Annotated in this window: 11 protein-coding genes; 7 read left to right on the top strand and 4 right to left on the bottom strand. The window is 60.1% G+C overall.

What is annotated here, in order from left to right; translation table 11 throughout:
* The 6 genes from GA0061100_RS13540 to GA0061100_RS13515 all read left to right on the top strand — a co-directional run bounded on the left by GA0061100_RS13540 (position 1) and on the right by GA0061100_RS13515 (position 5,966).
* Entirely contained in the window at positions 1 to 354 is a 354-nt protein-coding gene (locus tag GA0061100_RS13540) for a TIGR04076 family protein (protein ID WP_075853195.1), read from the top strand.
* Positions 355 to 359: 5 nt separating this feature from the next.
* Positions 360 to 1,415: an aldo/keto reductase gene (locus GA0061100_RS13535; protein ID WP_075853288.1), complete on the top strand. Its 1,056-nt coding sequence runs from the start codon at positions 360 to 362 to the stop codon at positions 1,413 to 1,415.
* Positions 1,412 to 1,840, top strand: coding sequence for a hypothetical protein (locus tag GA0061100_RS13530; protein ID WP_075853194.1), 429 nt, complete (start codon positions 1,412 to 1,414; stop codon positions 1,838 to 1,840). Before GA0061100_RS13535 ends, GA0061100_RS13530 begins: the two co-directional genes overlap by 4 nt.
* Positions 1,841 to 1,893: 53 nt before the next feature.
* A complete protein-coding gene (locus GA0061100_RS13525; RefSeq protein WP_075853193.1) occupies positions 1,894 to 3,150 on the top strand; it encodes an ABC transporter substrate-binding protein in 1,257 nt (418 codons plus the stop codon).
* A 126-nt stretch (positions 3,151 to 3,276) separates the two neighbouring features.
* Positions 3,277 to 4,575, top strand: a complete 1,299-nt coding sequence (locus tag GA0061100_RS13520; protein ID WP_075853192.1) for an NAD(P)/FAD-dependent oxidoreductase — start codon at positions 3,277 to 3,279, stop codon at positions 4,573 to 4,575.
* 173 nt (positions 4,576 to 4,748) lie between these two features.
* Positions 4,749 to 5,966, top strand: a complete 1,218-nt coding sequence (locus GA0061100_RS13515; RefSeq protein ID WP_075853191.1) for an SfnB family sulfur acquisition oxidoreductase — start codon at positions 4,749 to 4,751, stop codon at positions 5,964 to 5,966.
* An 80-nt stretch (positions 5,967 to 6,046) separates the two neighbouring features.
* Here the strand turns inward: GA0061100_RS13515 and ftsZ are convergent, their stop codons facing one another.
* The 4 genes from ftsZ to GA0061100_RS13495 form a co-directional block, all read right to left on the bottom strand.
* Positions 6,047 to 7,054 carry a cell division protein FtsZ gene (gene ftsZ / locus GA0061100_RS13510; protein WP_075853287.1) on the bottom strand — a complete coding sequence of 336 codons (1,008 nt, stop codon included), beginning with the start codon at positions 7,052 to 7,054 and terminating at the stop codon, positions 6,047 to 6,049.
* Between the two features lie 373 nt (positions 7,055 to 7,427).
* The gene (locus GA0061100_RS13505; RefSeq protein WP_075853190.1) at positions 7,428 to 8,633 is read right to left on the bottom strand and encodes an acyl-CoA dehydrogenase family protein; all 1,206 of its coding nucleotides are present in this window, start codon (positions 8,631 to 8,633) and stop codon (positions 7,428 to 7,430) included.
* Between the two features lie 73 nt (positions 8,634 to 8,706).
* Positions 8,707 to 9,750, bottom strand: a complete 1,044-nt coding sequence (locus GA0061100_RS13500) for a substrate-binding domain-containing protein (protein WP_075853189.1) — start codon at positions 9,748 to 9,750, stop codon at positions 8,707 to 8,709.
* Between the two features lie 185 nt (positions 9,751 to 9,935).
* Positions 9,936 to 10,607 carry a TetR/AcrR family transcriptional regulator gene (locus GA0061100_RS13495; RefSeq protein ID WP_075853188.1) on the bottom strand — a complete coding sequence of 224 codons (672 nt, stop codon included), beginning with the start codon at positions 10,605 to 10,607 and terminating at the stop codon, positions 9,936 to 9,938.
* 106 nt (positions 10,608 to 10,713) lie between these two features.
* On the opposite strand from GA0061100_RS13495, the gene GA0061100_RS13490 reads away from it, so the two are divergent.
* A complete protein-coding gene (locus GA0061100_RS13490) occupies positions 10,714 to 12,081 on the top strand; it encodes a cytochrome P450 (protein WP_075853187.1) in 1,368 nt (455 codons plus the stop codon).
* Positions 12,082 to 12,090: the final 9 nt, after the last annotated feature.

Genomic DNA, 12,090 nt, shown 5'->3' with positions numbered 1-12,090 from the left:
ATGACCGCGGCAAGCGACGACAGTTTCGAGCTGTTCGACCTGAGGGTCGAGGCCGTCATCCCCGAGGGCAAGCCGATCTATTGCGGTGCCAAGCCGGGCGACTATTTCGAACTGAAGGGCGAGATGCTGTCCCTGCCGCCGGGACAGGGCTTCTCGATCTACTCCATCTCCGCCGTGTTGCCGTTGCTGGCAGCCAAGCAGCGGCCGACCCACAAGAATGACTGGATGACCTCGGACGCGGACATCGCCTGCCCCGACCCCAACTGCGCGAGCCGGCTGCGGATCGTCAGAACGGGCAAGCGGCGGTTCAGCCATGCCGAGACAACGGCCGTGCCGTTGCCCGAAGGAGAATGAACCGCATGACCGCCAAGGCTTTTGAGCTCAGCCCCGGATATTCAATCTCCCGCGTCATCCGCGGCGGCTGGCAGCTTGCCGGAGGGCATGGCGCCATCGATCGCGCCCAGGCCGTCACCGACCTGATCGCCGCCTTCGACGTCGGCATCCGCACCTATGACTGCGCCGACATTTATACCGGCGTCGAGGAGCTGATCGGCGAAGCGCGACAGCGGCTCCAAAACGAGCGCGGCGTGGAAGCCGCAGGCGCCATGAAGGTGCACACGAAGCTGGTGCCAGATCTCGAGAAACTGGCAACGATCAGCCGCGACTATATCCAGGGGATCGTCGACAAGTCGCTGAGCAAGCTGAAAACCGAGCAGCTCGATCTGGTGCAGTTTCACTGGTGGGATTACGCCCTGCCCGGTTATCTTGAAGCGCTGAGCTGGCTGGATGAAATGCGCCGCGAAGGCAAGGTGCGCAATGTCGGCACGACGAATTTCGACACGCCACATATCGCTGAAATCCTCAAAGCCGGCATTCCGCTGGTCAGCCAGCAGCTACAATATTCGGTTCTCGATCAGCGCCCGTCGCACAGCCTCGCCAAGCTGGCTGCCGGGAATGACGTGAAATTTCTCTGCTACGGTTCGGTGGCCGGCGGCTTTTTGAGCGACAAATGGCTCGGGCAGCCGGAGCCAGAGATGCCGCTCGAGAACCGGTCTCTCGTCAAGTACAAGCTAATCATCGACGATTTCGGTGGCTGGGAGCTGTTCCAATCCTTGCTTGCTGCGCTGAAGGCCATCGGTGATCGCCATGGGGTCGATATCGCCACGATCGCCAGCGCCTGGGTGCTGGAGCAGCCGCAGGTAGCGGCCGTCATCGTCGGCGCGCGCAACCAGGCACATGCGCTTGCCAACGCCAAGATCATGGATATCGCCCTTTCGGACGACGACCGCCAGCAGATCGCCGCCATCATCACCCGAAGCCCCGGCCTCGAAGGCGACGTCTATACGCTGGAGCGCGACCGCGCCGGCAGGCACGGCTCGATCATGCACTATAATCTCAATGCGGGGAAAGTATGAGCCAGCAATCGCCCCTCTTTCAGAAAGCCAGCGCCGAAGTTCTCGATTTCCATCGTTTCTTCGAAGCCTGGTATGATGCGACAACGGCCGACAATACGGATTTTGGCCGCTGCGAGCGCACCTTCGGTCAAGCTTTTCACATGATCCCGCCAACCGGCCGCCTCTTCGATCGCGCTCAGACCATCGAGCTGATCCGGACAAACCGGGCAAGCTTTCATGGCGATTTCAGCATCGAGATTTCGGATATCCGCGCCAGCTTCGAGACGGAGGACACGATCGTTCTCACCTATGTCGAAGCACAGATGCGCGCCGGCAAATACAGCCGTCGGCAAGCAAGCGCTCTTTTCACCACAAGTTCATCGGCACCCAACGGCGTCGAATGGCAGCATCTGCATGAAACCTGGCTGCAGATGCCGGAGACCTGACAGGTTCTGAAAAAACAGAAATGAAAATCGTTGACCGAACAAGGGGAACAAAGATGAAGAAGACGATATTTCAAATCACCACGGCTCTGGCCCTCTTAACCGCAGCCGGCGTCGCCAATGCCGCAGACTGCAAGGTAACGGTCGGCCTCGTGATGGAGCTCACCGGTCCGGCCGGCGAATACGGCCAGGCGGGCGCAAAGTCCGTCGAAATGGCCTTCCGCGATATCAACGCCGCCGGCGGCGCACACGGCTGCGATCTGGTGACCGATACGCGCGACAGCCAGAGCCAGGGCAATGTCGCGGTCGATGCGGCGACCCAGCTGGTGCAGGTCAAGAAGGTGCCGGCCATCATCGGCGGCATCATCTCTTCGGTGACGATCCCGATCCTGACCTCCGTGACTGCGCCGGCGAAGATCGTACAGGTGTCGCCCGCCGCCTCCTCGCCGACGCTGACGGCACTTGGCCGCGACGGCAAGACCAACGGCATCTTCTTCCGCACCATCACCTCGGATTCGCTGCAGGGCATCGCGGCCGCCAAATATGCGATCGACAAGGGCTTCAAGAAGCTCGCGATCATCCACGTCAACAACGATTTCGGCGTGAACATGGTCGCGGAGTTTTCAAAAGCCTACAAGGCGCTCGGCGGGACCATCGTCTCGACGACGCCCTATAACGAGAAGCAGTCGAGCTATGCCTCCGAAGTCACAGCCGGCATGGGCGGCGATCCCGACGGCCTCTATCTCGTCAGCACGCCAGTCGACGGCGCGACCATCGCCCGCACCTGGATCTCGCAGGGTGGCCCGCAGAAGTTCCTGCTCAATGACGGCATGAACAGCCCTGATTTTATTGACTCCGTCGGCGCCGATTATCTGAAGGAAGCCTACGGCACCTCCTCGGGTACGAACCCGACCCCATCGACCGATTACTTCAACAAGAACTACAAGGACTTTTCGGGCATCGATCCGACCAATCCAGCCGCTGACCGCGCCTATGATGCCGGTGCGATCGTCGGTCTCGCGCTTGCGATTGCCGGCGATGACACATCCAAGCTGAAGGATGATATCTACAAGGTCGTCGACCCCAAGGGCACGCCGATCTATGCCGGCAAGGACGAGTTCGCCAAGGCGCTCGGCCTTATCAAGGAAGGCAAGCCGATCCGTTACGAAGGCGTCATCGGCCCGGTCTCCTTCGATCAGTATGGCGACATCACCGGCCCCTTCCGCCTCTGGAAGATTGCCGACGGCAAGGTCGCCACCGATGGCCAGCTATCGATGGAAGACGTCGCCGCCCTCAAGGACAAGCTCAAGTAGGCCAGCCTTTCCGCAAATGACGAGGCGCGCTATCCGGCGCGCCTCACGCACAACATTCCTGCACACCCTTCGGCGCTCACCTGTCGTGACAGCCATCTGGCATAGTTATTGAGAGATCGTCCGCTGATGCCCAGCCCCCTTGTTCGCCCGACCAATCCAACCTTGTGGACTTTGACGGCAGGCCCAGCCCCCGAACTTTCCCGCGATTTGCCGCCTCGCTCGGATGTTGTCGTAATCGGCGGCGGCTTCACCGGCCTGACTGCAGCCCTTCACCTTGTCCGCGCTGGCCGATCCGTCATCGTCCTTGAGGCGGGGCTGTTGGGCGCCGGAGCAAGCGGCATGAATGCCGGCTTCGTCGTACCGAATTTCGCCAAGGCGGATCCGGCAACCGTCCGCCAGAAGCTGCCACTCGACAAGGCGGATGCCCTATTGTCGCTGGTCGGCGCCGGCGCCGACGAGGTCTTTGCGACGATTGCAGACGAAAAGATTTCCTGCGATGCGGCGCAGACCGGCTGGCTGCAGCCAGCCTATGGCGACGATATGGCTGCGATCTTGCGTCAACGAGCGAAGGATTGGACGGAGCTTGGCCGTCCGGTCGAATTTCTCGGAGCGCGCGCCATACAGAACGAAACAGGCATGGAGATCTATTCCGGCGGACTACTCGATCATTCCGGCGGCACCATCCATCCGTTGAATTATCTCTATGGGCTTGCACATGCGGTGATCCGGCGCGGCGGCATGATCCGTGAGAGCAGCAGGGTCGAGCGCGTCGAACGACATGGCGGCACTTGGCGCGTCGGCCTCGCCGGTCACGAGATCGAAACGGATGTCGTCATCCTCGCCACCAATGCGTTTACCGATGGCATAGCTTCGCGCATGGGCCGAACCGGCGTGCCGCTGAAAGTCTATCAGGTGGCAACGAAGCCGGTCGACGCTGAAACCATTGCGCGGATCGCCCCGCATCGCCGCCCCGTCGGAGACACGCGCTCCAACCTGTTCACCTATCGGCTCGATCGTGACAACAGGCTGATCAGCGGTGGCATGGCGATCAATCCGATCGGCGCTTTCGAGCGTGTCGGCCGCGCCGTCGTCAACCGGCTCGCATCCGAGCTCCGCCTGCCGCGCCATCCCGGCGTGGAGATCGTCTGGACCGGAACGGCGATCATGACGCCCGATTTCCTGCCGCGACTCTACCGCTTCGGCGACGGCTTCTTCGGAGGGATCGGCTGCAACGGCCGCGGCATCGCCATGACGGCGCAACTCGGCCGGACACTGGCGAGACTGGCGCTCGGCGAGACGGTGGATTCTCTGCCGATCCCACTCCAATCCGGTCAGGCCTTGCCATTTCATGGCTTCACGCCGATCGTCGCTTCGCTTGCCCTGGCGCATGCGCGCTTCGAAGACTGGCGAGCTGGGTGCCGATAGCCGGTCGTAAGATCAATCTTTATTAGCACCGGCACAGCCCAAGCAGTAATTGACCATCAATTCTATAGAGAAAGGAATGAAGAGCCGGCGGCGTCGCCAAAAATGAAATGCCTTTTCTCGAAGCCCGGCTTTGAATGCGGCATCGTGGCGCCGAATGAAATCGGAGCCTGCCCATGAACGCGCAACTGCACCATATCAACGCCACGCACCCGGAGGCCACGGTACTGGAGACCGAACAACAGGCGCTGGCAGTCGCGCAGGCGCTGGCCGAGCGCTTTGCTGCCACCGCTTCGGAGCGCGATAGCGAAAGGTTGCTCCCTTTTGCCGAGATGGATGCCCTGGCACAATCCGGACTGCTGGCAATTACGGTCCCCGAGGAATATGGCGGCCTGGATGTTTCGAATGCGACGCTGGCCGAGATCACGTCGATCCTTGCTGAGGCCGATGGCTCGATCGGACAGATCCCGCAGAACCATTTCTATATCCTCGAGGCTTTGCGCGTCGATGGCTCCGAGGATCAAAAGCGATACTTCTTCGGTCGCGCATTGGCAGGTGATCGTTTTGGCAACGCGCTCTCCGAACGAGGCACGAAAACAGTCGGACACTATAATACCCGCATCACCCGTGACGGCCCCGGCTATCGTATCAATGGTCGCAAGTTCTATTCGACGGGCGTTCTCTTTGCCGATTGGATCACCGTCTTTGCGCTCGATGAGGCCGACAAGCTGGTCATGGCTTTCGTTCCGAAAGGCACGGAAGGCGTCGAAATCATCGACGATTGGGATGGCTTTGGACAGCGCACGACCGGCAGCGGCACCACGGCACTCAACAATGTCTATGTGAACGCCGACCATGTCGTCCTGCACCACAAAGGCTTCGAGCGGCCGACGACGATCGGCTCAGTCGGCCAGATCATCCATGCAGGCGTCGATCTCGGCATTGCGCGGGCCGCCTTCGCCGAGACTCTGGATTTCGTGAGGACCCGCTCCCGTCCCTGGATGGACAGCGGCGTCGAACGCGCGGGCGACGATCCGCTGACGATCGCCAAGGTCGGCCAGATCGCCATCCGGCTTGAAGCCGCCGCCGCGACCGTCGAGCGCGCTGGCCGCAAGGTCGATGCCGCGCAGGTCGAGACGACCGAAAAGAGAGTGATCGAGGCCACGCTCGCCGTTGCTGCGGCCAAGGTGTTGACGACGGAGATCGCCATCGAAGCGACGAACACCCTGTTCGAGCTTGCCGGGACGGCTTCGGTCAAGCTCGACCTCAATCTCGATCGGCACTGGCGCAATGCCCGCACGCATACGCTTCATGACCCCGTTCGCTGGAAATATCACGTCGTCGGCAATTATCACCTCAACGACGTCATCCCGCCGAAGAACGGCGCGCTTTGACGGATATACAAAAGCCCCGTCATAAGCGCCAGGGCTTTCATACAATCAAGTATAGATCAGGAGCGGCACGCCGAAGCCAGCTAGTGCCGATCCATATTGATTTCCATCGGCTGACCGGCGGACGCCGCGAGACTTTCCAGACCGGTCGCAACGACCGATACCCTGAACACCCCGTCGAGATTCTTGTCAAAGATCGCACCGACGACGATATCGGCATCGGCAAACACTTCGTCTCGGATGCGGCTGGCGGCCTCATCGACCTCGAACAGCGTCATGTCCGTTCCGCCGGAAATGGAGATCAGCACGCCACGCGCGCCCTTCATGCTCATGTCGTCCAGAAGCGGGTTGGAGACGGCGGCATCTGCCGCTTTCAATGCGCGGCCTGGCCCCGAAGCCTCGCCCGTTCCCATCATCGCACGTCCCATTCCCCGCATTACGGATTTGACGTCGGCGAAGTCGAGGTTGATGAGACCTTCCTTGATGATCAGATCGGTGATGCAGCTGACGCCCGCATAGAGGACTCGGTCCGCAGTCACGAAGGCGTTTGCGAAGGTGGTCGTCGCATCCGCAATGCGGAACAGATTCTGATTGGGAATGACGATGACAGTATCGGCACTTTGGCGGAGTTGCTCGATGCCCTCATCGGCCGTGCGCATGCGCCGGTTGCCTTCGAACGTAAAGGGCTTGGTGACAACGCCGACCGTGAGGATACCCGCTTGTCGCGCGACCTGCGCGATGATCGGGGCAGCGCCCGTGCCGGTGCCGCCACCCATTCCGGCCGTGACGAAGCACATGTGCGTGCCCTGGAGATGGTCCATGATTTCATCAATGGATTCCTCAGCGGCGGCTCGTCCGATTTCCGGCAGGGAGCCTGCGCCGAGACCTTCCGTCACCTGCGCGCCAAGTTGAATGCGCCTGGTGGCTTTGGACGTCGCAAGCGCCTGCGCATCCGTATTTGCCGCGATGAATTCAACGCCCTGAAGTTGTTGCGTGATCATATTGTTGATCGCGTTGCCGCCGCCACCGCCGACACCGACGACGGAAATCTTCGGTATCACCCCGGAAAGTGGTGCGCGGATGTCAGCCATGAAGGACTCCATTGGATCAATTTCACTCTCAATCGCGATCGCCTGCCCTTGCGGAAGCGGGTGTTGCAGCGATTCGCGAGAGAGGAAATCCTAGCGAGGAACATGTGCGCATTACGGCATGTGCCGGCAACCCTCCACAGAATAATGAGTTGAGCACAGAATTTGTGAGCCGGATATTAAAGCAAGAGCCATCCGGCATTGTGCGAAAACCACAGCCGTAAGCGCACGCTTAAGGCTGCGGCGTGTTCTAACCCCTGTCCACACCACAGCAGATATCAACGACGCTGACCGATTTTGGGTACGGGTGAATTCACCGCCGGAGCAGACACGAGCCTACCTAGTTTTTGGACTGCACCGCTCATCACCCCGGTATTCAACTATAGAGGCTGACCTCGGGGATCTTGTCGTTCAGCACAAATTCGCCGACTTCCTTGGCCTTGTAGAAAACCGGATCGTGCAGGGTATGTGTCCGCACATTGCGCCAGAAACGATCGAAGCGGTATTTCTCCGCCGTCGACCTTGCACCGGTCAACTCGAAGACGCGTGAGGTGATATCAAGCGAAACATGGGTTGCATGCACCTTCGCGGCATAGGCCTCCGCTGCCGCCTCGCCTCGTTCCCGCGCGGTCGCCTTGCCGCCTCTTGCCAGAGCCTCTTGAACTGCCGCGGCAGCACTATCGGCCAGCGCAGCCGAAGCCTTGAGAGCAGCCGTGAACTCGCCGATGCGCTCGAGAATATAGGGATCGTCCGATGCGCGCTCGACGCCCGAGCTGATCCAGGGCCGTGTCGTGGTGCGGACATAATCGACGGCCTCGCGCAATGCGCCTTCAGCCGTACCAAGATAGAAGTTCACGAAAACGAGCTGGATGAGGGGCGTGTTGAACGTCGCGAGCACCGGGGCTTCTCCGTCCGTCAATGCCGCTCTGTCCAGATCCTCCTCATAGACGGGAAAATCGTGAAACTCGACGCTGCCGCTGTCCGACAGGCGCTGGCCGAAATTGTCCCAATCGTCATTGGCTTTGTAACCCGCCCGATTGGTCGGTACGGCAAAGCCGATGATCTTGTCTTCAAGCGCGGCGTTGGCGTTGATGTAATCGGATACGTGAGCAGCCGTGGAAAAGGATTTGCGGCCGTTCAGAACATAGCCGTTGCCGCGGCGGGTAAGCACGAGGCCCGGATCGCGCGGGTTGACCGCGGCACCCCAGTAAAGGCTGTTGGCGACCGTCTTGCCGCCGAGTTCCTGGGCGCGCGCCTCGTCGAAGGCCCAATAAATATATTGACTGTTGACGTAGTGATAACCGAGAAGCTGGCCGATAGAGCTTTCGCCGCGCGCAAGGGTGCGTACCAGCCGCAAGCCATCCACCCAATCGAGGCCGCCGCCGCCGATCTGTGGCTCATGCAGCGCGTTCAACAATCCGGCATTTTTCAGTTTGACGATTTCGCCAAGCGGCGGCCGACCTTCGCGATCGAGCTCCGCTGCACGCTTGGAAAGGTCAGCGGAAATCTCTTCGGCTCTGGTAAAGAGGTCCTCCCGCGTGGCGTTTCGATTGCTCGCAAAGACGACGTTGGACTGGCTCATGATATGAACTCCGGTTCATGGACGTAAGTCCGGCGGGATCGGAAAGTCCCGCCAGCATATCGGGAATGACTGCTTAGAAAAGCTTGTCCGGGATCCAGCTGGCGGTCACTGCATCGCTGGCGCTGAAGGCCGGAACTTTCTTGGCCAGTTCCTCAATCGTCTGGACGTTGGCGGCGCGAAGCCCCTCCTGCGTCAGCAGCGTCGGCTTGACGGTGATCTGGTGCGGAACCTCCTGTCCGGCGACCTGCAACGCGGCAGCTCGGATGGAGACGGCACCGACGACGGCGGGATTGGTCGCAACCGTCGCAACCCATGGGCTGCCCGGCTCCGTGATCTCCTGAATGTCGGCTGTCGAAACGTCGGCCGAATAGATCTTCAGTTTGTTCGCGATGCCGAGATCCGTCGCGGCAAGCTTCACGCCGCGCGCAAATTCGTCATAGGGCGCGAAGATGACGGTGATGTCGGGATTGGCCGCGAGCGCCGCCTTGGCCTGATCGGCCGTCGAGGTCGCCGTCGTATCGCTGACATTGCCGAAACGGGCTTTTTCGACGACACCGGCATTCTGCTTCTTGAACGCGTCCCAAACCTCGTTGCGACGGTCGAGCGGCGCGAAGCCGGCGACATAGACATAGCCCGCCTTGAAGCTGTCGCCGTTCTCCTTGACAACCTGCTTCAGAGCAAGATCGGCAAGCTCGTGATCGCTCTGCTCGACCTGCGGGATCTTCGGATTGTTGAGATTGACGTCGAAAGCGACGACCTTGATACCCTTGTCGAGCGCCTGCTGGACGACATCGCCAAGCGATTCCGGCAGGCCATGATCAATGACGATGGCGGATACGCCGAGATTGATCGCCTGAAGAATCTGTTCGCGCTGGGCGGCCGCATCCTGACGACCGGGGAAGACGCGCAAATCGATATCGAGCGCCTTGGCCTGGGCCTCAGCGCCGGCCTGATAAGCCTGGAAGAAATCGCCTGCGGAGATATAGCTGACCAAAGCGATCTTAACGCCCCCCTTGTCAAAGGGCGCAGGAGCGCCATTCACACCGCCAGCCAGCGCGGCCTGCGCAAGAAAAAGCGGAGTGACGGCCGACAGGGCAAGCCGTGTGATAAGTCTCATCGTCGCGATCCTCACGATCCATCACAAGCGTCGTCTGACGGAACAGTGACCCTGCGACGCATGCAATTATTAGATATAAACCCTATGTTTTTAGTAGATTAAATCATCCGATTTTGGCTGGCTTCGGAGATTCTTTGTTCGTTTGCCCAAGGATTGGCGGCAAGGACTTACCCAGCAGAAAGGCCTTACGCGAAGGGCTCCGCGAGCATCTCTTCCAGATCCGCTCGTGCCTGCGGCGAAAGATAGGGGCGCAACAGGCTCGCGACCTGGCCGAGTCCCCAATGCACATGTTGGGGTGCAAGATCGCTGACTCCTTCCTGAAGACCGAGATAGACGGCCCAATAGGTCGACACGATCCACATATTGGTCATCAGCGGCTTGCGGTCGCTCAAGGCGACGCTGATCAGGCCCGCATCTTCCATCCGCTGAAAAATGACATCGACGGAGAGGCGCATGCCGGAGCTGACCATCAGGATCGGCGCTTTCAAGCCGGGGGCAATCGCCAAAAGGCGTGGAATGTCACGAAATAGGAAGCGATGGGTCCAAATGAGCGAGAACCACTTACGCAGAAAGCCGGCATAGGCCTTAGAGTCCGTTCCCTGAACGGCATCGGCCTGCCCGACCAGCGCCAAGGCGTCCGCTTCGAAGCGGGAAAACAGGGCTAGCACAAGCGATTCCTTGGTGCGGAAATGATAATAGAGGTTGCCCTGATTGATGTGCACGGATTTGGCGATCTCGGCCGTGGTCACCGCTTCCGGCCCCCTCTGATTGAAGAGAGACAAAGTCGAGATAAGAATCCGCTCACGTGTGTCGGGTCGCGCTGTGGCGTCCACGCTCTTGTTTTTCTTGGGCGCCATTTTGATCCCCCCTTGAAGCCCTAAGGTATCCACCTTATTCTCTCTAAGGCAAATACCTTAATCCTGATCTACAGGCATCCGCCGGGGCGAACAAGGAGATAGAAGGATGAATGCAAGCGTGAACGCCGCCGATCTTTCAGAGATGACATTTCCCCTTACTCCGCGCTCCATGCCACATGTCCTGCTTTCGCTGATCCGCAATCCACTTGATGCGCTGCCGCCGGAAGTCTTCATCGAGCCCATGGTCTTTACTCAATTGGGCGGCAAGCTGCGGATCTATCTCACGGATCCAGAACTCATCTATCAGACGCTGGTGCGCAATTCCGATTCGCTCGGCAAAGGCGAGGACGTGCGTCGCGTGTTGGGACCAGCTCTCGGCAACGGCATTCTCACCTCCGATGGCGCCCATTGGAAATGGCAGCGTCAATCGGTGGCCGGCGCCTTTCGTCACGAGAAATTGCTGGAATTGCAGCCAGCCATGATCGCGGCCGCAAGCCGCAGGCGCGACCTCTGGCTCACCTACAAGAACAGCTCCATCGACCTGTGTCAGGAAATGATGCGCACCACCTTCGATATTATCGTCGATACGATGATGTCGGGCGGCGATGGCATCGATGTCGACAAGGTCGAGTGCAATATTACCAACTACCTCAAGCCGACAGGCTGGAAATTCGCGTTCGGCCTGCTTGGCCTGCCCGACTGGATGCCACATCCCGGCAAGGAAAAGGCGCGATCAGCCGTCGCCTTCTTGCGAACTACCCTTGGCGCGGTGATTGCCGAACGACGACGCAGCGGCAAGGAGCGCAGCGATCTCGTGTCCATGCTGCTCGACGCGGCCGATCCCGAAACCGGCCGCATGATGACGGACGAAGAGGTGATCGACAATCTGATGACCTTCATTACCGCCGGACATGAGACGACGGCGCTCGGTCTTGCCTGGACCTTTCATCTTCTTGCCCGCCATCCGGACTGCCAGGCGAGGCTCTTCGAAGAGATCGCCACCGTGACCGAGGGCGGCCCGCTGACGGCCGAACATCTCGGCAAGCTCACCTATGCCCGACAGGTCTTCTCCGAAGCCATGCGGCTTTATCCGCCGGCGCCAATCGTTTCGCGCGCGGTAACCAGCGAATTTACCATCGGTGCACATACGATCCCGGCCGGCACCATTATCTATGTGCCAATCTACGCAGTGCACCATCATGCAGACCTTTGGGAAGATCCGCAGGTTTTCGATCCCGACCGCTTTGAGCCGGAGGTGGCAAGAAACCGCCATCGCTACGCCTTCATGCCCTTCGGCGCCGGTCCGCGCGTCTGCATCGGCAATGGCTTTGCGATGATCGAGGCCGTCGCAATCCTCGCCGTGCTCCTGCAGAAATTCCGCGTAGCCGGCTCGAACGAGCCTTCGCCCAAGCCGGTCATGAAGGTCACGTTGCGGCCCATGCATCCGCTGTCGATCAACCTCATCGAGCGATAGTCGAGCGGG

The sequence above is a fragment of the Martinezella hainanensis genome (assembly GCF_900094555.1).
In the GTDB taxonomy this organism is placed as follows: Bacteria; Pseudomonadota; Alphaproteobacteria; order Rhizobiales; family Rhizobiaceae; genus Rhizobium; species Rhizobium hainanense.
The sequence above is the reverse complement of the archived record's forward strand: the minus strand, read 5'-3'. Positions and strand labels throughout refer to the sequence as shown.

Coding starts and splice junctions, on each gene's coding strand:
- GA0061100_RS13540 (WP_075853195.1), top strand. CDS start 1: ATGACCGCGGCAAGCGACGACAGTTTCGAGCTGTTCGACCTGAGGGTC.
- GA0061100_RS13535 (WP_075853288.1), top strand. CDS start 360: ATGACCGCCAAGGCTTTTGAGCTCAGCCCCGGATATTCAATCTCCCGC.
- GA0061100_RS13530 (WP_075853194.1), top strand. CDS start 1,412: ATGAGCCAGCAATCGCCCCTCTTTCAGAAAGCCAGCGCCGAAGTTCTC.
- GA0061100_RS13525 (WP_075853193.1), top strand. CDS start 1,894: ATGAAGAAGACGATATTTCAAATCACCACGGCTCTGGCCCTCTTAACC.
- GA0061100_RS13520 (WP_075853192.1), top strand. CDS start 3,277: ATGCCCAGCCCCCTTGTTCGCCCGACCAATCCAACCTTGTGGACTTTG.
- GA0061100_RS13515 (WP_075853191.1), top strand. CDS start 4,749: ATGAACGCGCAACTGCACCATATCAACGCCACGCACCCGGAGGCCACG.
- ftsZ (WP_075853287.1), bottom strand. CDS start 7,054: ATGGCTGACATCCGCGCACCACTTTCCGGGGTGATACCGAAGATTTCC.
- GA0061100_RS13505 (WP_075853190.1), bottom strand. CDS start 8,633: ATGAGCCAGTCCAACGTCGTCTTTGCGAGCAATCGAAACGCCACGCGG.
- GA0061100_RS13500 (WP_075853189.1), bottom strand. CDS start 9,750: ATGAGACTTATCACACGGCTTGCCCTGTCGGCCGTCACTCCGCTTTTT.
- GA0061100_RS13495 (WP_075853188.1), bottom strand. CDS start 10,607: ATGGCGCCCAAGAAAAACAAGAGCGTGGACGCCACAGCGCGACCCGAC.
- GA0061100_RS13490 (WP_075853187.1), top strand. CDS start 10,714: ATGAATGCAAGCGTGAACGCCGCCGATCTTTCAGAGATGACATTTCCC.